At 56.5% G+C, this 19,189-nt stretch carries 20 protein-coding genes; 13 read left to right on the forward strand and 7 right to left on the reverse strand.

The features are described 5' to 3' along the window. From arnC to arnF, 6 genes are read left to right on the forward strand one after another with little or no spacing between them, the layout of a single operon-like run. Positions 1-984, forward strand: coding sequence for an undecaprenyl-phosphate 4-deoxy-4-formamido-L-arabinose transferase (gene arnC / locus CWM66_RS14455; protein WP_072439545.1), 984 nt, complete (start codon positions 1-3; stop codon positions 982-984). Next, a complete protein-coding gene (gene arnA, locus CWM66_RS14460) occupies positions 981-2,960 on the forward strand; it encodes a bifunctional UDP-4-amino-4-deoxy-L-arabinose formyltransferase/UDP-glucuronic acid oxidase ArnA (RefSeq protein ID WP_107146823.1) in 1,980 nt (659 codons plus the stop codon). Before arnC ends, arnA begins: the two co-directional genes overlap by 4 nt. Positions 2,961-2,962: 2 nt before the next feature. Further along, entirely contained in the window at positions 2,963-3,865 is a 903-nt protein-coding gene (gene arnD, locus CWM66_RS14465) for a 4-deoxy-4-formamido-L-arabinose-phosphoundecaprenol deformylase (protein ID WP_071921650.1), read from the forward strand. Beyond that, positions 3,862-5,520, forward strand: a complete 1,659-nt coding sequence (gene arnT / locus CWM66_RS14470) for a lipid IV(A) 4-amino-4-deoxy-L-arabinosyltransferase (protein WP_107146824.1) — start codon at positions 3,862-3,864, stop codon at positions 5,518-5,520. The genes arnD and arnT overlap by 4 nt, the downstream gene beginning before the upstream one ends. Next, entirely contained in the window at positions 5,517-5,855 is a 339-nt protein-coding gene (gene arnE / locus CWM66_RS14475) for a 4-amino-4-deoxy-L-arabinose-phosphoundecaprenol flippase subunit ArnE (RefSeq protein WP_007369659.1), read from the forward strand. Before arnT ends, arnE begins: the two co-directional genes overlap by 4 nt. Then, entirely contained in the window at positions 5,852-6,238 is a 387-nt protein-coding gene (gene arnF / locus CWM66_RS14480; protein WP_107146825.1) for a 4-amino-4-deoxy-L-arabinose-phosphoundecaprenol flippase subunit ArnF, read from the forward strand. Before arnE ends, arnF begins: the two co-directional genes overlap by 4 nt. A 3-nt stretch (positions 6,239-6,241) precedes the next feature. Here the strand turns inward: arnF and CWM66_RS14485 are convergent, their stop codons facing one another. Next, a complete protein-coding gene (locus CWM66_RS14485) occupies positions 6,242-7,291 on the reverse strand; it encodes an AI-2E family transporter (RefSeq protein ID WP_007369680.1) in 1,050 nt (349 codons plus the stop codon). Positions 7,292-7,437: 146 nt separating this feature from the next. Here CWM66_RS14485 and CWM66_RS14490 point away from each other — a divergent pair, with 146 nt between their 5' ends. Further along, positions 7,438-8,634 (forward strand): MFS transporter, encoded by a 1,197-nt coding sequence (locus CWM66_RS14490; protein ID WP_007369681.1) that lies wholly within the window; start codon positions 7,438-7,440, stop codon positions 8,632-8,634. A 93-nt stretch (positions 8,635-8,727) separates the two neighbouring features. On the opposite strand, the gene CWM66_RS14495 is transcribed toward CWM66_RS14490, so the two are convergent. Then, positions 8,728-9,285: a DcrB family lipoprotein gene (locus CWM66_RS14495; protein WP_007369682.1), complete on the reverse strand. Its 558-nt coding sequence runs from the start codon at positions 9,283-9,285 to the stop codon at positions 8,728-8,730. A 72-nt stretch (positions 9,286-9,357) separates the two neighbouring features. Beyond that, the gene (locus tag CWM66_RS14500; protein WP_007369683.1) at positions 9,358-10,023 is read right to left on the reverse strand and encodes a 7-cyano-7-deazaguanine/7-aminomethyl-7-deazaguanine transporter; all 666 of its coding nucleotides are present in this window, start codon (positions 10,021-10,023) and stop codon (positions 9,358-9,360) included. A gap of 188 nt (positions 10,024-10,211) precedes the next feature. Between CWM66_RS14500 and tusA the strand changes: the two genes are divergently transcribed. Then, entirely contained in the window at positions 10,212-10,457 is a 246-nt protein-coding gene (tusA, locus tag CWM66_RS14505) for a sulfurtransferase TusA (protein ID WP_007369684.1), read from the forward strand. On the opposite strand, the gene zntA is transcribed toward tusA, so the two are convergent. Together zntA and CWM66_RS14515 are read right to left on the reverse strand one after the other, a co-directional pair. Then, complete coding sequence (gene zntA, locus CWM66_RS14510; protein WP_107146826.1) at positions 10,454-12,670, reverse strand: Zn(II)/Cd(II)/Pb(II) translocating P-type ATPase ZntA; 2,217 nt, start codon at positions 12,668-12,670, stop codon at positions 10,454-10,456. The two genes, tusA and zntA, sit on opposite strands and share 4 nt — an antisense overlap. Before the next feature lie 75 nt (positions 12,671-12,745). Continuing rightward, the gene (locus CWM66_RS14515) at positions 12,746-13,372 is read right to left on the reverse strand and encodes a lysoplasmalogenase (RefSeq protein WP_035888905.1); all 627 of its coding nucleotides are present in this window, start codon (positions 13,370-13,372) and stop codon (positions 12,746-12,748) included. Positions 13,373-13,501: 129 nt separating this feature from the next. On the opposite strand from CWM66_RS14515, the gene CWM66_RS14520 reads away from it, so the two are divergent. After that, a complete protein-coding gene (locus CWM66_RS14520; RefSeq protein WP_007369687.1) occupies positions 13,502-13,861 on the forward strand; it encodes a DUF2500 domain-containing protein in 360 nt (119 codons plus the stop codon). A 24-nt stretch (positions 13,862-13,885) separates the two neighbouring features. On the opposite strand, the gene CWM66_RS14525 is transcribed toward CWM66_RS14520, so the two are convergent. Together CWM66_RS14525 and rsmD are read right to left on the reverse strand one after the other, a co-directional pair. Further along, positions 13,886-14,155 (reverse strand): DUF1145 family protein, encoded by a 270-nt coding sequence (locus tag CWM66_RS14525; protein WP_172825198.1) that lies wholly within the window; start codon positions 14,153-14,155, stop codon positions 13,886-13,888. Then, positions 14,145-14,750, reverse strand: a complete 606-nt coding sequence (gene rsmD / locus CWM66_RS14530; protein WP_107146851.1) for a 16S rRNA (guanine(966)-N(2))-methyltransferase — start codon at positions 14,748-14,750, stop codon at positions 14,145-14,147. The genes CWM66_RS14525 and rsmD overlap by 11 nt, the downstream gene beginning before the upstream one ends. Positions 14,751-14,939: 189 nt before the next feature. On the opposite strand from rsmD, the gene ftsY reads away from it, so the two are divergent. The 4 genes from ftsY to rpoH all read left to right on the forward strand — a co-directional run bounded on the left by ftsY (position 14,940) and on the right by rpoH (position 19,160). Further along, positions 14,940-16,310: a signal recognition particle-docking protein FtsY gene (ftsY, locus tag CWM66_RS14535; protein ID WP_007369690.1), complete on the forward strand. Its 1,371-nt coding sequence runs from the start codon at positions 14,940-14,942 to the stop codon at positions 16,308-16,310. 2 nt (positions 16,311-16,312) lie between these two features. After that, a complete protein-coding gene (gene ftsE / locus CWM66_RS14540) occupies positions 16,313-16,981 on the forward strand; it encodes a cell division ATP-binding protein FtsE (RefSeq protein WP_007369691.1) in 669 nt (222 codons plus the stop codon). Next, positions 16,974-18,032 (forward strand): permease-like cell division protein FtsX, encoded by a 1,059-nt coding sequence (gene ftsX, locus CWM66_RS14545; protein ID WP_007369692.1) that lies wholly within the window; start codon positions 16,974-16,976, stop codon positions 18,030-18,032. The genes ftsE and ftsX overlap by 8 nt, the downstream gene beginning before the upstream one ends. A gap of 270 nt (positions 18,033-18,302) precedes the next feature. Then, entirely contained in the window at positions 18,303-19,160 is an 858-nt protein-coding gene (gene rpoH / locus CWM66_RS14550; RefSeq protein ID WP_007369694.1) for an RNA polymerase sigma factor RpoH, read from the forward strand. Positions 19,161-19,189 lie beyond the last annotated feature (29 nt).

Genomic DNA, 19,189 nt, shown 5'->3' on the forward strand with positions numbered 1-19,189 from the left:
ATGTTTACCTTACCCCTTGTCGAAAAAGTTTCCGTGGTTATCCCGGTTTACAACGAGCAAGAGAGCCTGCCGGAACTGATTCGCCGCACTACGGCGAGCTGCAACCTGCTGGGCATTGATTACGAAATTCTGCTGGTCGATGACGGCAGCAGCGACGACTCCGCGCAGATGTTAACCGCCGCGGCTGAAGAGCCAGGCAGCCGTGTTGTTGCCGTATTGTTGAACCGCAATTACGGCCAGCACTCGGCGATTATGGCCGGTTTCAGCCATGTCACCGGCGATCTGATCATCACGCTGGATGCCGATCTGCAAAACCCGCCGGAAGAGATCCCGCGTCTGGTGGCGAAAGCCAGTGAAGGTTATGACGTGGTCGGCACCGTGCGCCAGCACCGCCAGGACAGCCTGTTCCGCAAAATGGCGTCACGCACCATCAACCGCCTGATCCAGCGCACCACCGGTAAAGCAATGGGCGACTATGGCTGCATGCTGCGCGCTTACCGCCGCCATATTGTCGATGCCATGTTGCATTGCCACGAGCGCAGCACCTTTATCCCAATCCTCGCCAACACCTTTGCCCGCCGGGCGGTTGAGATCCCGGTGCAGCACGCCGAACGTGAGTTCGGTGATTCGAAATACAGCTTCATGCGACTGATCAATCTGATGTACGACCTGGTGACCTGCCTGACCACCACGCCGCTGCGCTTGCTGAGCGTCTTCGGCAGCGTGATTGCCCTGGCGGGCTTCTCGCTGGCGGTACTGCTGGTGGTGCTGCGTCTGGCGTTTGGCCCGCAGTGGGCGGGGGAAGGGGTGTTTATGCTCTTCGCCATCCTGTTCACCTTTATCGGCGCGCAGTTTATCGGCATGGGGCTGCTTGGGGAGTATATCGGCCGTATCTACAACGATGTGCGCGCTCGTCCCCGCTACTTTATTCAACGTGTTGTCCGTCAAGAATCTGATGATTCGCAAGAGGAAAAAAAACAATGAAAGCCGTAGTTTTTGCTTACCACGATATGGGATGTGTTGGTACACAGGCGTTACTGGATGCCGGATTTGAGATTGCGGCGATTTTTACTCACCCTGACAACGCGAACGAAAACCACTTTTTTGGCTCCGTGGCACGCATTGCCGCTGAGCGCGGCATTCCGGTCTACGCACCGGAGGATGTTAACCACCCGCTGTGGGTGGACCGTATTCGCGACCTCAACGCGGATGTGATCTTCTCGTTCTACTACCGTAACTTGCTGTGCGAAAACATCCTCAACACTGCGCGTTTTGGCGCGTTCAACCTGCATGGCTCTCTGCTGCCGGCTTACCGTGGTCGCGCACCGCTGAACTGGGTGCTGGTCAATGGCGAAAAGGAAACCGGCGTTACCCTGCATCGCATGGTCGCGCGGGCCGATGCGGGCGCGATTATCGCGCAGCAGCGCGTGGCGATTGAAGAAAATGATGAAGCCCTCTCGCTGCACCGTAAGCTCTCCGAGGCGGCAAAAGCGATGCTGAGCAGCGTGCTGCCCGACATCAAAGCGCAGCGCCTTAGCGAAACCGCGCAGGACGAAAGCAAAGCCAGCTATGTTGGCCGCCGTACGCCGGAAGATGGCCGTCTTGACTGGGAAAAACCGGCGCAGACGCTGCAAAACCTGGTGCGTGCCGTTTCCGATCCGTGGCCGGGCGCTTACAGCTTTGCCGGTACTCATAAATTTATCGTCTGGAAATCCCGCGTACGTACCGATCTCAGCCCGGCCCGCGCAGGTACCGTGTTGTCTGTTGCGCCGCTGGTTGTCGCCTGTGGTGAAGGCGCGCTGGAAATTTTGACCGGCCAGGCCGACAACGGCGTTTATATGCAGGGTGCGCAACTGGCGCAGTCGCTGGGACTGGTCGCTGGCGCATTGCTGACCAGCAAACCGGTGGTGGCGGTTAAACGCCGTACCCGCGTGCTGATCCTTGGCGTGAACGGCTTTATCGGCAACCATCTGACCGAGCGTCTGCTGCGTGATGATAATTACGAGATCTACGGCCTGGATATCGGATCGGATGCGATCAGCCGTTTCCTCGATTGCCCGCGTTTCCACTTCGTCGAAGGCGATATCAGCATTCACTCCGAGTGGATCGAGTATCACATCAAAAAATGCGACGTGGTGCTGCCGCTGGTGGCGATCGCCACGCCGATCGAATACACCCGCAATCCGCTGCGCGTGTTCGAGCTGGATTTCGAAGAGAACCTGAAAATCATCCGTGACTGCGTGAAATACAATAAACGCATCATTTTCCCGTCGACGTCGGAAGTGTACGGCATGTGTACCGACAAGAATTTCGACGAAGACAATTCGAACCTGGTGGTCGGCCCGATCAACAAACAGCGCTGGATTTACTCGGTATCGAAGCAACTGCTCGACCGCGTGATCTGGGCATATGGCGACAAGCACGGTCTGAAATTCACCCTGTTCCGTCCGTTTAACTGGATGGGGCCGCGCCTGGATAACCTGAACGCCGCGCGCATCGGTAGCTCCCGCGCCATCACCCAACTGATCCTCAACCTGGTGGAAGGTTCGCCGATCAAACTGATCGAAGGCGGTAAACAAAAACGTTGCTTCACCGATATCAGCGACGGTATTGAAGCGCTGTTCCGCATTATCGAAAACAAAGATGGTCGCTGCGACGGCGAGATCATCAACATCGGTAACCCGGATAACGAAGCGAGCATCAAAGAGCTGGCTGAAATGCTGCTGGCGAGCTTTGAGAAACACCCGCTGCGCGATCGTTTCCCGCCGTTTGCCGGTTTCCGTGAAGTGGAAAGCAGCAGCTATTACGGCAAAGGCTACCAGGATGTCGAGCACCGCAAACCGAGCATCCGTAACGCTAAACGCTGCCTGCACTGGGAGCCGACCGTCGATATGCGCCAGACCATTGACGAGACGCTGGATTTCTTCCTGCGCACTGTCGAACTGACGGATGAGAAATAAGCATGAAATATGTCGGCTTACGCATTGATGTCGATACCTTTCGCGGCACGCGTGATGGCGTACCGCGCCTGCTGGAGCTGTTAAAAAAGCACCATATTCAGGCGAGCTTTTTCTTTAGCGTCGGGCCGGACAACATGGGGCGCCATATCTGGCGCCTGCTTAAGCCGAAGTTTCTGTGGAAGATGCTGCGCTCGCGCGCGGCATCGCTCTACGGCTGGGATATTCTGCTGGCCGGAACGGCCTGGCCGGGACGGTTAATTGGCGAAGGGAATGCGGAGATTATTCGCCAGGCCGCGCAGGGCCACGAAGTCGGGCTGCACGCCTGGGATCACCACGGCTGGCAGCGCTGGAGCGGCGTATGGGATCAAAAGCGTTTAGAGGCGGAGATCGAACGCGGCCTGCTGGCGCTGGAAGTGATTATCGGTCGTTCGGTGACCTGTTCGGCCGTCGCGGGCTGGCGCGCCGATCAGCGGATAGTGAAAGCGAAGTCTGCGTTCGACTTCCGTTATAACAGCGATTGTCGCGGTACGCAGCCGTTTCGCCCGCAACTGACGGCCAACACCTGTGCTGCTCCGCAGATCCCGGTGACCTTGCCGACCTGGGATGAAGTGGTCGGCACCACGGTGAGCGCCGCTGAATACAATCGTTATATTCTCGACTGTATCCACAGTGATAACGGGACGCCGGTTTATACCATTCATGCTGAAGTGGAAGGGATCATCGGCGCGGATGGATTTGATGAATTACTGACAATGGCGACCCGCGAGCAAATCGTCTTTTGCCCGTTGAGCCAGCTATTGCCGGATGATGTTGCCACGTTGCCGGTGGGCAAAGTCGTGCGCGGAGAAGTGGTCGGCCGGGAAGGCTGGCTGGGTTGCCAACAACTGTTGAGTTCAGGGTCATGAAATCCCGTTATTTTACGCTGGCGCTGTTCGCGCTATTTGCCCTCTACTATCTCATTCCCATTGAATATCGTTTGCTCTGGCAGCCTGATGAAACCCGCTATGCGGAAATCAGCCGGGAGATGCTGCACAGCGGCGACTGGGTAGTGCCGCATTTCCTCGGCCTGCGCTATTTCGAAAAACCAATTGCCGGTTACTGGATCAACAATATTGGCCAGTGGCTGTTTGGTCACAATAACTTCGCGGTGCGTTTCGGTGCCATCTTCTCGATTGCGCTGTCGGGGCTGCTGGTTGGCGGGCTGGCATGGAAGATGTGGCGCGACAAACGGATTGCAGTGCTCTCCGGCGTGATATTCCTGACGGCGTTTTTGGTTTACGGCATTGGCACTTATGCGGTGCTCGACCCGATGATCACGCTGTGGATGACGCTGGCGATGTTCAGCTTCTGGCTTGCGTCGCAGGCTTCCACGCTGCGCGGTAAGTTTGGCGGTTATGTACTGCTGGGCGTTGCCTGCGGCATGGGGGTGATGACCAAAGGGTTCCTCGCGCTGGCGGTGCCGGTGATCGGTGTTCTGCCGTGGGTGATTGTGCAGAAACGCTGGAAAGAGGTGTTGCTCTGGGGCTGGCTGGCGGTGATCTGCTGCGTTGTGACTGTGCTGCCCTGGGGGCTGGCGATTGCTGCCCGCGAGCCGGATTTCTGGCGCTACTTCTTCTGGGTGGAGCATATTCAGCGTTTTGCCCAGCAGGACGCGCAGCACAAAGCACCGTTCTGGTATTACATTCCGTTTCTGGTTGCCGGTTCGCTGCCGTGGCTCGCGCTGTTACCTGGCGCGCTGAAAACGGGCTGGCTGGCGCGTAAAGAGGGGCTGCGCGAAGCTTTCTATCTGCTGGGTTGGGTGGTGATGCCGCTGATTTTCTTCAGCATCGCGAAGGGGAAATTGCCGACCTATATTCTGCCGTGTTTCGGACCCCTGGCGATCCTGATGGCGCGCTATGCGGTGGCGGTAGCCAAAGAGCATGGCCGGGCGCTGCGCATTAACGCCTGGATCAACATTGCTTTTGGTTTGATCGGTACGGTTGCCGCGCTGGTGGTGTCGCCGTGGGGCTTTTTGAAGCACCCGGTATGGATGCCGATCGAAGTCTATAAAGCGGCGCTGGCAGCATTTGCCTTTTTCTGCTGGTTGCTGGTCGGGCTGTTTACGTTGCGCGCCAGTCACGAGCGCTGGTCGTACGCCGCGCTGTGTCCGCTGGGGGTTGCACTGCTGGTGGGCATTGTTATCCCGGACAAAGTGATGGATTCCAAACAGCCGCAATTTTTAATTAACTTCGTCAACGACTCGCTGACCCCCAGCCGCTATGTGCTGGCCGATAACGTCGGGGTTGCCGCTGGTCTGGCGTGGGAGCTGAAGCGCAAAGATATTATTCTCTTCGGTACTGAGGGTGAGCTTACCTACGGGATGGCGTATCCTGACGGGCAGGGCCGCTTTGTCAGTGAGGATGGTTTTACTGACTGGCTGGCACAACATCGTCAGCAAGGCGTGATATCGCTGGTATTGCACCAGTCTAAACCGGATGATTTCACCCGTTTGCCGATCCCGAAACCTGATAACGTCTATGTGCAGGGGCGTATGGTCTTTATTCAGTACTATCCACAATGACAAGCTGGATCTGGCTCCTCCTCGCCAGCCTGTTGAGCTGCGTAGGGCAATTGTGCCAGAAACAGGCGACACGCCCCGCGCCGCCAGGGCATCGTGGCAGGCATCTCGGTCTGTGGCTGGGGCTGGCGCTGGCATCGCTGGGCGCCGGTATGGCGCTGTGGCTGCTGGTGCTCCAGCGTATTCCGGTCGGCGTGGCGTATCCGATGCTGAGCCTCAATTTTGTCTGGGTTACGCTGGCCGCGCGGTTTATCTGGCATGAGCGAGTTACCGCGCGTCATGCGGTGGGAGTTGCGTTGATCATTGCCGGTATTGTGCTGCTGGGGAGTACGCGATGAGGGGCATGGTATGGGCGCTGGCAAGCGTGCTGCTGGTCAGCGTCGCGCAGTTATTGCTGCGTTACGCGATGATTTCACTGCCGCCGGTGAGCCTTTCGTGGGAGTTTGTATCGGTACTGCTTCAGCCGCAGAAAGGAACGCTGGCGCTGATTGCCGGGCTGTGCGGCTACCTGGCGTCGATGGGGTGCTGGTATTTTGCGCTGCACCGTTTGCCGCTGAGCAAAGCTTATGCCCTGCTCAGCGTGAGTTACATTCTGGTGTGGGCTGCCGCCATCTGGTTGCCCGGCTGGCATGAACCCTTCTCTCTGCGCGGCGGGCTTGGCGTGCTGCTGATTGTCGCCGGTGTGCTGGTTATTTTTCTGCCTGGGCGGTCAGGCAAATAACGTTTACCCGGGCAGGCGGCTTTTCGGTCTGCCTGGCCCCAGCAAAATCGCCAGTTTGCTGCCACCGGTGGTGGTTTCCATCCAGATCTTACAGACACTGGTCAGCGGTACTGACAGGAGCATACCGATCGGTCCGAGCAGCCATCCCCAAATCAACAATGACAGGAACACCACCAGCGTGGACATCCCGAGACGGTGGCCCATCATGCGCGGTTCAAGAATGTTGCCAATCACCATATGTACCACCAGGAACAGCGCGCCAACCAGCAAGCATTCGTAAGCGCCATTGAACAGCAACGCCTGAATCATCGGTGGGATCGCGGAGAGCACCGAGCCGATATTCGGTACATAGTTGAGCAGAAAAGCCAGTACGCCCCACATTAACGCAAATTGAATATCCAGCAAAACCAGCCCCAGCCAGACAATCAGGCCGGTCCAGACGCTGAGCAGCGTTTTCAGCGCCAGATAGTGAGAGACGCCTTTTAACGCGCGGTGCAGCCCGGCAATATGCACCTGCGGGTTGGTAAGGGCAAAACGCATTTTGTAGGGAACGTGGCGTACTTCAAACAGCATAAACACCACGGTCATCACCAGTAGCACAATGCTGGCCATCGCGTTCGATAGCTGAGTCGCCATGGACGTTGCGAAAGTCATTAACCGCTCGGAGTCCATGCGTTGCAGTATGCGCTCTGGCGACATATGCAGCCGGAGGAAGGGCATAGCATCCTGCAACTGGAGAAATTTGCGCGTGAATTCGCGATTGTATTTCGGCAGCAGGGTCATAAAGTCATTCACCGATGCGGCAAGCACCGCGAGCAGTGCGGTGAGGAAAATCAGCATCACCAGCACCACAATTGCAATGGCGACCGGGCGTTTCAGGCCGCGGCGAATAAACCAGCTCACCAGTGGGTTAAGGACGATGGCGAAAAAGAGCGCCAGCAGCAGTTGCACAATAATGTCAGCGGCGGCGTGGATCCCGGCGAGGATCACCACCAGTGCTGCCAGTTTTAACAGAATATGAAGACCTGCCTGGTCCGGTTGAGGTTGTGTCATTCGGCATTCCTTTTGTCATCACGCCCGTTAAGTGTAGTGCCCCGTAACGTCTTCGCCCGACAGAGATATTCTTAAAGTGGGTGCTGATTTCTGCGCCCTGACGTGATAATAGTGAAACACTGTTGTGAATCTCTGGGTCAAACTTCATGCCTGAAAATGCCGCTGAACCGGCGCTTAGCGGATTGCGCCTCAATCTGCGGATTTTGTCCGTCGTTATTTTTAACTTTGCCAGTTATCTCACCATTGGACTGCCGCTGGCGGTGCTGCCTGGCTATGTCCATGATGTGATGGGTTATAGCGCCTTCTGGGCCGGGTTAGTGATTAGCCTGCAATATTTCGCCACGCTGCTCAGCCGACCGCATGCCGGGCGCTATGCCGATTTATTGGGGCCGAAAAAGGTCGTTATCTTTGGTCTGTGCGGTGCCTTTCTTAGCGGTCTCAGTTACTTGCTGGCGGCAATGGGCAGCAGCCCTGGCATATTAAGCCTGGTGTTGTTGGGCCTCGGGCGTGTGATTTTGGGTATCGGCCAGAGTTTTGCCGGGACCGGCGCGACGCTGTGGGGCGTGGGCGTTGTCGGTTCCATTCATATTGGTCGCGTGATCTCGTGGAATGGCATTGCCAGCTACGGCGCAATGGCGGTGGGTGCGCCGCTCGGCGTACTCTGTTACCGCTATGGTGGGTTACAGGGTTTGTCTTTAGCCATTATGGGCATTGCGTTGCTGGCGATTGTGCTGGCATTACCGCGGGCGAGTGTGAAGGCCAGTAAAGGCAAACCACTGCCGTTTCGCGCAGTGCTGGGGCGCGTCTTGCCGTACGGCATGGCACTGGCGCTGGGCTCGGCAGGGTTTGGCGTGATAGCGACCTTCATCACGCTCTATTACGCGGCCAAAGGCTGGGACGGCGCGGCATTTGCCTTGACGCTGTTCAGCTGTGCGTTTGTTGGCACCCGTTTGCTGATACCGAATGGCATCAACCGTTTTGGCGGCCTGAATGTATCGATGATCTGTTTTGTGGTCGAAACGCTCGGTCTGGTACTGGTGGGGCTGGCGGTAGATCCGTGGATGGCAAAACTCGGTGTGTTTCTTGCCGGCGCCGGTTTCTCGCTGGTGTTCCCGGCGCTGGGCGTCGTAGCCGTGAAAGCGGTGCCGCAGAATAACCAGGGTTCCGCGCTGGCGACCTATACGGTGTTTATGGATTTATCGCTGGGTATTACCGGTCCGCTGGCAGGGTTGCTGATGGCATGGGCGGGCGTGTCGTCGATTTATCTGGCGGCGGCAGGGCTGGTGGCAATCGCCTTGTTGTTAGCCTGGCGATTAAAACAAAAGCCGGTGTCGGTGGGATGATTGCTCGCTAGCGCTCTGTTTATCGGGCCGACAGTGCCATTCGGCAATAAAAAAGGGAACCTGCAGGTTCCCTTTTTACCCCTCGCAGTGTGATTATTTCACCACGATGGTATTGATGATGTTTTCTGCGGCGGTTTGCGCCTGCTGCTGGTTATCTGCCGGCAGCGTGACCTGCAAGGTCAGCAGTTTATTGTCGACTTTCCCCAGCACCACGGAAGACCAGGCTGTCTGACCTTTGGCCGAGATAATGCTGTCGAGTTGTTGCAGCGTCTGGCCTTTGATCTCAATCGCTTTATTGGTCACAACCTGCAACTGCGGGTCGCGGACACGTTGTTGATCTTCCAGACGTTTCGCCAGCGCCGCTAAATCTTCCTGCGTATTGTCGCCAACGATAACGATCACCGCTTTCTGGCCGGTGGCGTCGGAGTAAACGTGCATATTATTAGACTGGGTGCCCAGCTTGCCGCTCTGATCGGTCATATCCGCCGGCAGCGAAAAGCTGAGCTTGCCGTCAAGCAGCGTTACCGGCTGGCCTGTTGCATTGCTTTCAGCTGAAGCGGCCTGAACCGGCTTCTTGCTGTCGCTGTTATCACAGGCAGCCAGCCCGACGACCAGCAGGCCAATACCGACATATTTAACCAGATTGCGCATTGACTTCTTCCTTTCAATAAACAGCCATAACGGCTCAGCGCTCCATCTTATCACATCTGCTTAGCGGTACTCTTAACTGGCCTGCAACGCGTTAATTTCAGATTTGTCTGCCAACCTTTTCAGTAACATATTCAACAACACACCGTACATCGGCAGGAAGAAGGCGATGCTGATAAGTACTTTAAAGCTGTAATCCACCAGCGCGATTTCCGTCCAGTGCTGCGCCATAAATGCATCCGGACTGCGCCAGAAAGCAATAAAGAAGAACGCAACGGTGTCGCTGGCGTTACCGAATACGGTGGAGGCTGCAGGCGCAAGCCACCAGCGGCGATTCTGACGCAGGCGGTTAAACACATGCACGTCGAGAATTTGCCCCAGCGCATAGGCCATAAAGCTGGCGCTGGCGATACGGGCGACAAACAGGTTGAAATGCGCGAGTGCGCCAAAACCCTGCCAGCTTCCCATATAGAACAGCGAAGAGATCACGTAAGAGGCCAGCAGCGCAGGCACCATCACGGCGAAAATAATGCGTCTTGCCAGCGGCGCACCGAAAATGCGCACGGTTAAATCTGTCGCGAGGAAAATAAACGGGAAACTGAATGCGCCCCAGGTGGTCTGGAAACCAAAAATGGCGACCGGCAGCTGCACCAGATAGTTACTGGAGATAATCACCAGCAGATGAAAAAGCGAAAGCCAGACCAGCGCTTTCATGCGCTGTGAGGATGAAAATTGCGTCATATTGTGACCTTTTTGGTAAATGGGGTGAGGGAACCCAGTACTTTTTTGTGCTCTGCCACGCAGAGCCGCCGCATGATACTGCAACTATTGTCGGATGCAATGGTTAATTTTAACGCAATCGTTAACCTTGCTTGCGTCACAAAAAAGGCAGCGTAAACTAATGCGGTTTTTTCCCTTGCGAGATGAAGATGACCGATTTCTTTTCCACTGCTGACCATACGCTGGATGCGCAGGGTTTACGTTGCCCGGAGCCGGTAATGATGGTGCGCAAAACCGTGCGCAATATGCAGGTTGGCGAAACATTGCTGATTATCGCCGACGATCCGGCAACCACCCGCGATATTCCCGGCTTTTGTCGTTTTATGGAGCACGAGCTGGTTGCCGGGCAAACCGAATCACTGCCGTATCGGTACGTGGTGCGTAAAAGCCACTAATCTTTGCTGCGTAACAGGCGCAACGCATTGGCTGTCACCAGCACCGTTGCGCCGGTATCCGCCAGCACTGCCAGCCACAGCCCGGTCATTCCCAGCAACGTCGTCAGCAGAAAGATAGCTTTCAAACCCAGCGCCATGGCGATGTTCTGGCGAATATTGCTGTGCGTCGCACGCGCCAGGCGGATCATCTGCCCAATGCCGATCAGACGGTTATGCGTTAATGCCGCGTCCGCCGTTTCCAGCGCCACATCGGTGCCGCTACCCATCGCAATCCCAATGGTTGAGGCTTTCATGGCGGGCGCATCGTTGATGCCATCGCCTACCATCGCCAGCGGTGAACGCTGATTCAGCGCCTGTACCGCCTGGACTTTATCTTCCGGCAACAGTCCGGCGCGGAAATCCAGCCCCAACTCCCCGGCGATCGCCGCCGCCGCGCGCGGGTTATCTCCGGTCAGGATCACCCCCTGAACGCCCAGCGCATGCAGCGCGGCAACCGCTTCTTTAGCGTCATCGCGCAGCGTATCCTGCAACGCCAGCGTGCCGATCGCTTCGCCATCGCGCTCAACCACAATCACCGTCTGGCCGAGGCTCTCCTGCTGACGAATGTGTGCTAACAGGTTCCCCAGCTTCTCTTGCGGCAGTTTATCCGGTGCACTGATGCGAATATATTGCCCGTCAATCTGTGCTTCGATCCCTTTTCCGGCCAGCGTTCTCTGCGCTTGCGCCGTCGGAATCGGCAACTGGCGGCGCTGTGCTTCCTGTACAACAGCCTGCGCCAGCGGGTGAGTGGAACCCTGTTCAACGGCGGCGCCGAGCGCCAGCAGTTCCGCTTCGTCGATCCCTGCCAGCGGCGTGACCGCGACAACCTGCGGTTTGCCAATGGTCAGCGTGCCGGTTTTATCAAATGCGACCTGGCGGATGCGACCAAGTTGCTCCAGCGCCGCGCCACCTTTGATTAACGCGCCACGCCGTGCAGCTACTGCCAGCCCGGAAGTAATCGCGGCTGGCGTAGAGATCACCAGCGCGCACGGGCAACCGATCAACAGCAATGCCAGCCCTTTGTAGATCCACGGTAACCACGGCGCAGCGAACAGCAGCGGCGGCACAACCGCGACCAGCAGCGCTACTGCCATAATCGCCGGTGTATAGATGCGGCTAAAGCGATCGATAAAGCGCTCAATTGGCGCGCGACGCTCTTCGGCCTCTTCAATCAGCTTGAGGATACGGTCGATAGCGTTTTCGCCGGGCTTCGATACCACTTCCAGCGTCACCAGCCGATCGACGCTGGTGGCACCGGCCGGTACTGATTCGCCGCAAGTGCGTTCCACCGGCACCGATTCGCCGGTCAGGGCACTTTCATCAAAACTGGCAAATGCCGACACCAGCTTGCCGTCCGCGGGTAAACGCCCACCCGCCGGAACTTCAATGGTGTCGCCTGGCTGTAACTCGCTGGCGGCGACCGTCTGGCGCTCACCGTTACGCAAGCGGATGGCGGTATCCGGTTTCAGCGCCATCAGTGCGCTTACGCCGCGGCGTGCGCGGCTGGCAGCCCAGCCTTCAAGGCGTTCGCCAATCAGAAACAGCAGCAATACCATCGCTGCTTCCGCCGTTGCGCCAATAAACAGGGCGCCAATCGCCGCCACGCTCATTAATGTTTCGATAGCAAACCAGCTACCGCTTTTGATTAAGTGCAGCGCCTGGCGGGCAATCGGCCACAGGCCGACCAGCGTGGTGGCGACAAAAGCCGCCTGGCCAAAGGGATGGTTGAACTGCTCCAGCGCCCAACTGAGCGTCATCATTACCATCAGGACAATCAACGGCAGGTTTTCCCGCAGCCGCGAAGAGGAGGGCTCGGGCGTGCTGTTCTCGCTGCGTAGCTGGTAGCCAGCCTGCTGAACTGCCTGCTCGACGCGTTCGCGCACATCGCCGTTGGCCACAACGATCAGTTTTTCTGTCGCAAAAGTCACCTGAACCTGGCCAATGCCTTCAACCTGGCGGACAGCATTTTCCACTTTGCGGGCGCAGGCGGCGCAGTCCATACCAGAAACCAGCCAGCTATAGCGTTCGCCTTCCGCGCTCAGCGCCGGTTGCGCCTTGCTTTCGCAGGCACCATCAGCGCAGCAGGATTGCGGTTTCTCCGGCAACGGGCGCAGTTTTATTGCCGCAAACTGTGGGGCTTTTTTCGTGTCGGCGGGCGAGGTGGGGGTCGGCATAGCATCCTCCGGTGAATGATAATTTTCTCATTAACCGGAGGATACACTCTGGAGTCGACTCCAGAGTCAAGCCTTTTAAATATACAGCGAACGGACGATCAGAAAATGTCCGGCGAAGTAGCAGGCCGAAGCGATGGCGTTATCGGCACGGAAGCGTTTACGGTAGTGGCTCCCCAACCAGACGATATTGCCGAGCAGCAGCAACGCCGCACCGACAAACGCCGACAGCGCAGGGCTGGTAGGGCGGAAGAACCACAGTTCGCCTGCCAGCCAGACCATCACCAGCGTCATGGCGATAAAGGCACATACGGCCATGCGCAGCTCTTCGAGGCGCGTCCAGATCACCGCCAACAGCAACGCGCCAATAACCAGCAGCACCACCGGCAACGGCCAGAAAAAGGAGAGTGTCATCTGGCTGGCGAAGTAAATGGTGTAAAGCAGATGGGCGAGGAAAAAAGCGCCGATGGCGTAGAGCATTTTTTGTCGCGGCAGCAAGGTTAGCGCATCACCAACCAGCGAGGCGCAGAGGCCAGCCAGCACCAGATAACTGATGGCGTCGAACATTGGCGCTTGCCAGGCCAGCAACAGCAGGAGCAGTAGGGTGACGGGTTTAAAAACCCAGCGCTGCCAGGTCGGGCCGCGATAAGACGCATCGACATACAACCAGCCGGACAAACAGACAGCGATAAATGACCACAGCATAATTAAGTCCCTGTATCTGTTATTGTTGCGTAAATCTCTCCTGTTCAGTGTAGTGGCGGAAAAAGGAGGATGACAATGCTATTTCACCCGCGATAAGCTCAATTCCGCTTTTTCTGACAGGGCGCCGTCATGAGTAAACCACCGCTTTTTTTCATTCTTGTCATTGGCTTGATCGTCGTACTCGCTTCTTTTCGCTATGTTCAACAGCGGCGGGAAAAGGCGGATAACGATGCGGCTCCGCTACAGCAAAAAAACGTGGTGGTGAGCAGTAAGCGGGAAAAACCGCTCAATGATCGCCGTACGCGCCAGCAGCAGGAGATCCCGGCGGGCAGCGCCATGCGTTATGAAGCGCGTTTCAAACCGCAAAGTGGTGGGCTGGAGATGGTTTTTCGCGTTGATGCGCAGCAATATCATGCATTGACGGTCGGCGACAAAGGCGTGCTGAGCTATAAAGGGTCACGTTTTGTCGGCTTTGAACAAGCCCGGTAAGCGAGATGCCTCCGGGCTATAACGTTACTTCTTCGCTTTTAGTTTTTTCTGCCAAATCAATAGCTCAAACACGCCAAACAGGAAAATGCGGATCTGCTCAGCTTTGCTCATTTGCGGGCCCTCTTTCGGCAACGCGGTTTTCAGCATTGTCGCCTGTAAGGCATGCATGAAAACGGTAAAGACCAGCGCGACGTTGACGAAAATGTTCAACGGGCGCGGAAACGGCTGGATCAGATTCCAGAGCAGAAAGGCCCAGACGCAAAGCATCAGCAGGCGTCCCAGATTAATCAGCAGCGGCATGCTTCTCTCCTTGTGGTGCTTCGCGGTGATATAAACGATACGCGACCTGGCCCGCGACTTTCTCCCGGTGCAGAAGCCAGTGCGCAGGCACCGGCGGTAAGCCATTTTCGACTTCACTTTCGATATAAATTAATGCGTCATCGGCGAGCCAGCCGTTGTTTTCCAGCAGGCGCACGGTCTCTTCCAGCATCCCCTTACGAAACGGCGGGTCGATAAAGGCAATGGTGTACGGCGTGCCCTGGCCTGCTAAATAGGCCAGCGTATTGGTATTCACCACTTTGGCGTTGACGGCTTTCAGCGTCGCCAGATTTTGCTGTAACTGCTGTGCGACGCTGCGCTCCATCTCCAGCAGGGTCGCACTGGCGGCGTAGCGCGAGAGCGCTTCCAGCCCTAATGCGCCACTTCCGGCAAAGCAATCAAGACAGTGCGCATCAACCATGGATGGCGCCAGCCAGTTGAATAAGGTTTCCCGCACGCGATCGGTGGTTGGGCGCAGGCCGGGGCTATCCGGAACCGGTAATTTGCGGCCCCGCCACTGCCCGCCAATAATGCGTATCTGGCCGCTGGCGGCACGTTTAGGTTTCTTCATGGTTTTCGCTTTGCTCATCATTTCGGCCTGCTATTCTAGCGGTCTGACGAAGGACGTTAAACCCTAATCCTCAGGCCGTGATGCGAGTTGAGGAAAGTGTTAGACTATCCGACTAATTAACAAATGTTTTCAGTCCCTGTCATGTAAGACGGGCTGCGCCATGAATCAACAGCGGGAGTGTAGTCGCCAATGGCAAATGAGAAGAAACGTGGCTTTTTTTCCTGGCTCGGCTTTGGGCAGAAAGAACAGGCCGAAGAGGCGCAAACCGAATCACAGCAGGTAACTGAGCAGCCGGTCGAAGAGACACCGGCAACTGAACCTGCCGCCGACAGCGAAAAATTTGCCGAAGAGGTTGTTGAGGTCAGCGAACAGCTGGCGCACGAAGAGGCGCAGCCGGAGCCTGTCGTCGAAGAGCAGGCGCTTCAGGTTGAACACGAAGAACTGCCGCTGCCGGAAGAGGTCGCAGAGCAGGAGATCGGCGCGGAAGAGTGGCAGACGGAAGCTGAACCGCTGGTGGAAGAAGATGCGCCGCTGAGCGATGAAGAGCTGGACGCACAGGCGCTGGCCGCTGAAGCCGCGGAAGAAGCGGTGATGGTTGTGCCGCCAGAGGACGCAGCGCAGGAGCAGGAGAAACCGACAAAAGAGGGTTTCTTCGCGCGTCTGAAACGCAGTTTGCTGAAAACAAAAGAAAATCTGGGTTCCGGATTTATCAGTCTGTTTCGCGGTAAAAAAATCGATGATGATCTGTTTGAAGAGCTGGAAGAGCAGCTACTGATTGCGGATGTTGGCGTTGAGACCACGCGCAGAATCATCACCAACCTGACGGAAGGCGCAAGCCGTAAGCAGCTTCGCGATGCAGAAGCACTTTATGGTTTGCTGAAAGAGGAAATGAGCGACATCCTCGCGAAGGTTGATGAGCCGCTGAATATTGAAGGCAAAACACCGTTTGTGATTTTGATGGTTGGCGTTAACGGCGTGGGTAAAACCACCACCATCGGTAAGCTGGCGCGTCAGTTCGAGCAGCAGGGCAAATCGGTGATGCTGGCGGCGGGCGACACCTTCCGCGCGGCCGCGGTTGAGCAGTTGCAGGTTTGGGGCCAGCGCAACAATATTCCGGTGATTGCCCAGCATACCGGCGCGGATTCCGCTTCGGTCATTTTTGACGCCATTCAGGCGGCGAAAGCGCGCAATATTGATGTGTTGATTGCCGATACCGCCGGGCGTTTGCAGAACAAATCGCATTTGATGGAAGAGCTGAAGAAAATTGTCCGCGTCATGAAAAAGCTGGACGAAGACGCTCCCCATGAAGTGATGCTGACGATTGATGCCAGCACCGGGCAAAATGCGATAAGCCAGGCCAAACTGTTCCACGAAGCTGTTGGTCTTACCGGCATCACGCTGACCAAACTCGACGGCACCGCCAAAGGCGGCGTGATTTTCTCGGTGGCGGATCAGTTCGGTATTCCGATCCGCTACATTGGTGTCGGCGAACGTATCGAAGATCTGCGTCCGTTTAACGCGGGCGATTTTATTGAGGCGCTTTTTGCCCGAGAGGATTAACAATGATTCGCTTTGAACATGTCAGCAAAGCCTATCTCGGTGGGAGACAAGCGTTGCAGGGGGTGACATTCCACCTGCAACCAGGCGAGATGGCCTTTCTGACCGGGCACTCCGGCGCGGGGAAAAGTACCCTGCTGAAGCTTATCTGCGGGATTGAGCGGCCAAGCACCGGGAAAATCCTGTTCAGCGGCCACGACATTAGCCGTCTGAAGAACCGTGAAGTGCCGTTTTTACGTCGCCAGATCGGCATGATCTTTCAGGATCACCACTTGCTGATGGATCGCACGGTGTATGACAACGTGGCGATTCCGCTGATCATCGCTGGCGCGAGCGGTGATGACATTCGTCGTCGTGTGTCGGCGGCGCTGGATAAGGTCGGGCTGCTTGATAAAGCGAAAAGCTTCCCGATTCAACTTTCCGGCGGTGAACAGCAGCGCGTCGGCATTGCCCGCGCGGTAGTGAATAAACCGGCAGTGCTGCTGGCAGATGAACCGACCGGTAACCTGGACGACGCGTTGTCGGAAGGGATTTTACGTCTGTTCGAAGAGTTTAACCGCGTTGGGGTTACGGTACTGATGGCGACTCACGACCTGGGGCTGATTTCCCGGCGTTCGTATCGCATGCTGACCCTGAGCGATGGCCATTTGCATGGAGGCCCGGCGGGTGAATAAGCGCGACGCATTAAATCATATCCGGCAGTTTGGCAGCCGGCTTGACCGTTTCCGTAAATCCGCCGCTGGCTCCGGCGACGGTAATCGCAATACTCCACGACGTGGCAAAGCGACAAACAAACCGCCATCACGTAAAACCAATGTGTTTAACGAGCAGGTTCGCTACGCCTGGCATGGCGCGTTACAGGATCTGAAAAGCAAACCGCTGGCGACGTTCCTGACGGTGATGGTGATTGCCATCTCCCTGACGCTGCCGAGCGTTTGCTATATGGTCTACAAAAACGTCAACCAGGCGGCGTCGCAGTACTATCCGTCGCCGCAGATCACCGTCTATTTCGACAAAACGCTGGATGATAACGCCGCACAGCAGGTGGTCGCCCAGCTCCAGTCCGAACAGGGCGTGGAGAAGGTGAACTATCTTTCCCGCGAAGATGCGCTAGGCGAGTTCCGCAACTGGTCCGGGTTTGGCGGTGCGCTGGATATGCTGGAAGAGAACCCGCTGCCCGCCGTGGCGGTAGTGGTTCCTAAACTGGATTTTCAGAGCACGGATTCGCTGAACACGCTGCGCGATCGCATCTCTCATCTCCAGGGCATTGATGAAGTGCGTATGGACGATAGCTGGTTTGCGCGTCTGGCGTCGCTGACCGGGCTGGTCGGGCGCGTGTCGGCGATGATAGGCCTACTGATGGTTGCGGCCGTCTTCCTGGTTATCGGCAACAGCGTGCGGCTGAGTATTTTTGCCCGCCGCGACACCATCAACGTGCAGAAATTGATCGGCGCAACGGACGGTTTTATCCTGCGTCCGTTCCTGTATGGCGGCGCGCTGCTCGGCTTCTCCGGCGCGTTTTTATCGCTGATCCTGTCGGAAATTCTGGTGATGCGGCTCTCCTCGGCCGTTACCGAAGTGGCGAAAGTGTTTGGCACTCAGTTCGAGCTAAGCGGCTTGTCTTTTGACGAGTGCTTATTGCTGCTGCTGGTCTGTTCGATGATCGGCTGGATAGCCGCCTGGCTGGCGACGGTGCAACATTTACGTCACTTTACTCCCGATTAAAAAAACTCTGGTATACTCTTTCCCTGCAATGAAGTATTCCCGTAGCAGGGAAAGCGTATCGCCCCTTTCTGATGTTTTCCTTGCACCGGCTTTTTCATCCAGATGTCACAATTTGTGCGTAATTTATACACAAGGCGACATGGAACTTGTGGATAAAATCACTGTCTGATAAAAGTGTGAATGCTAATCTCGTTGCTCATAAGGACTGGCATGTTTGTTGCCTGATGGGGACAGACCGCCGCCAGTGGAAAGTAAATTGAGAGGATTTGAATGACCAAAGAAATGCAAACTTTAGCTTTAGCCCCTGTTGGTAACCTGGAATCTTACGTCCGGGCCGCTAACGCATGGCCGATGTTGACGGCTGATGAAGAGCGGGCGCTGGCTGAAAAGCTGCATTACCAGGGCGATCTGGAAGCAGCGAAAAAGCTGATTCTGTCTCACCTGCGCTTTGTTGTTCATATTGCTCGTAATTACTCGGGCTATGGTCTGCCGCAGGCGGATCTTATCCAGGAAGGTAATATCGGCCTGATGAAAGCTGTGCGTCGCTTCAACCCGGAAGTGGGTGTGCGACTGGTTTCCTTCGCCGTGCACTGGATCAAAGCTGAGATCCACGAGTATGTGCTGCGCAACTGGCGTATCGTGAAAGTGGCAACTACCAAAGCACAGCGCAAACTGTTCTTTAATCTGCGTAAAGCGAAACAGCGTCTGGGTTGGTTTAACCAGGACGAAGTCGAAATGGTGGCCCGTGAACTGGGCGTGACCAGCAAAGACGTGCGCGAAATGGAATCGCGTATGGCGGCGCAGGACATGACGTTTGATATGTCCCCGGACGATGACGCCCAGGACAGCCAGCCGATGGCTCCGGTGCTCTATTTGCAGGATAAATCGTCGAACTTTGCCGATGGCATTGAAGACGACAACTGGGAAGAACAGGCTGCGAACAAGCTGACCGACGCGATGAAAGGGCTGGACGAACGCAGCCAGCAGATCATCCGCGCCCGCTGGCTGGACGAAGAGAACAAGTCTACGCTGCAGGAGCTGGCTGACCGTTATGGTGTTTCCGCCGAACGTGTACGACAGCTGGAAAAGAACGCGATGAAAAAACTGCGCGCCGCTATCGAAGCGTAAGCGTATGCAGTGAACAAGCCGGGTCGGCG

This window comes from Kosakonia sp. H7A, from assembly GCF_003028445.1.
GTDB classification, from domain to species: domain Bacteria; phylum Pseudomonadota; class Gammaproteobacteria; order Enterobacterales; family Enterobacteriaceae; genus Kosakonia; species Kosakonia radicincitans.

Bases quoted from the DNA above. Each gene is read 5' to 3' on its own strand.
- arnC (WP_072439545.1), top strand. From the start codon at position 1: ATGTTTACCTTACCCCTTGTCGAAAAAGTTTCCGTGGTTATCCCGGTT.
- arnA (WP_107146823.1), top strand. From the start codon at position 981: ATGAAAGCCGTAGTTTTTGCTTACCACGATATGGGATGTGTTGGTACA.
- arnD (WP_071921650.1), top strand. From the start codon at position 2,963: ATGAAATATGTCGGCTTACGCATTGATGTCGATACCTTTCGCGGCACG.
- arnT (WP_107146824.1), top strand. From the start codon at position 3,862: ATGAAATCCCGTTATTTTACGCTGGCGCTGTTCGCGCTATTTGCCCTC.
- arnE (WP_007369659.1), top strand. From the start codon at position 5,517: ATGACAAGCTGGATCTGGCTCCTCCTCGCCAGCCTGTTGAGCTGCGTA.
- arnF (WP_107146825.1), top strand. From the start codon at position 5,852: ATGAGGGGCATGGTATGGGCGCTGGCAAGCGTGCTGCTGGTCAGCGTC.
- CWM66_RS14485 (WP_007369680.1), bottom strand. From the start codon at position 7,291: ATGACACAACCTCAACCGGACCAGGCAGGTCTTCATATTCTGTTAAAA.
- CWM66_RS14490 (WP_007369681.1), top strand. From the start codon at position 7,438: ATGCCTGAAAATGCCGCTGAACCGGCGCTTAGCGGATTGCGCCTCAAT.
- CWM66_RS14495 (WP_007369682.1), bottom strand. From the start codon at position 9,285: ATGCGCAATCTGGTTAAATATGTCGGTATTGGCCTGCTGGTCGTCGGG.
- CWM66_RS14500 (WP_007369683.1), bottom strand. From the start codon at position 10,023: ATGACGCAATTTTCATCCTCACAGCGCATGAAAGCGCTGGTCTGGCTT.
- tusA (WP_007369684.1), top strand. From the start codon at position 10,212: ATGACCGATTTCTTTTCCACTGCTGACCATACGCTGGATGCGCAGGGT.
- zntA (WP_107146826.1), bottom strand. From the start codon at position 12,670: ATGCCGACCCCCACCTCGCCCGCCGACACGAAAAAAGCCCCACAGTTT.
- CWM66_RS14515 (WP_035888905.1), bottom strand. From the start codon at position 13,372: ATGCTGTGGTCATTTATCGCTGTCTGTTTGTCCGGCTGGTTGTATGTC.
- CWM66_RS14520 (WP_007369687.1), top strand. From the start codon at position 13,502: ATGAGTAAACCACCGCTTTTTTTCATTCTTGTCATTGGCTTGATCGTC.
- rsmD (WP_107146851.1), bottom strand. From the start codon at position 14,750: ATGAAGAAACCTAAACGTGCCGCCAGCGGCCAGATACGCATTATTGGC.
- ftsY (WP_007369690.1), top strand. From the start codon at position 14,940: ATGGCAAATGAGAAGAAACGTGGCTTTTTTTCCTGGCTCGGCTTTGGG.
- ftsE (WP_007369691.1), top strand. From the start codon at position 16,313: ATGATTCGCTTTGAACATGTCAGCAAAGCCTATCTCGGTGGGAGACAA.
- rpoH (WP_007369694.1), top strand. From the start codon at position 18,303: ATGACCAAAGAAATGCAAACTTTAGCTTTAGCCCCTGTTGGTAACCTG.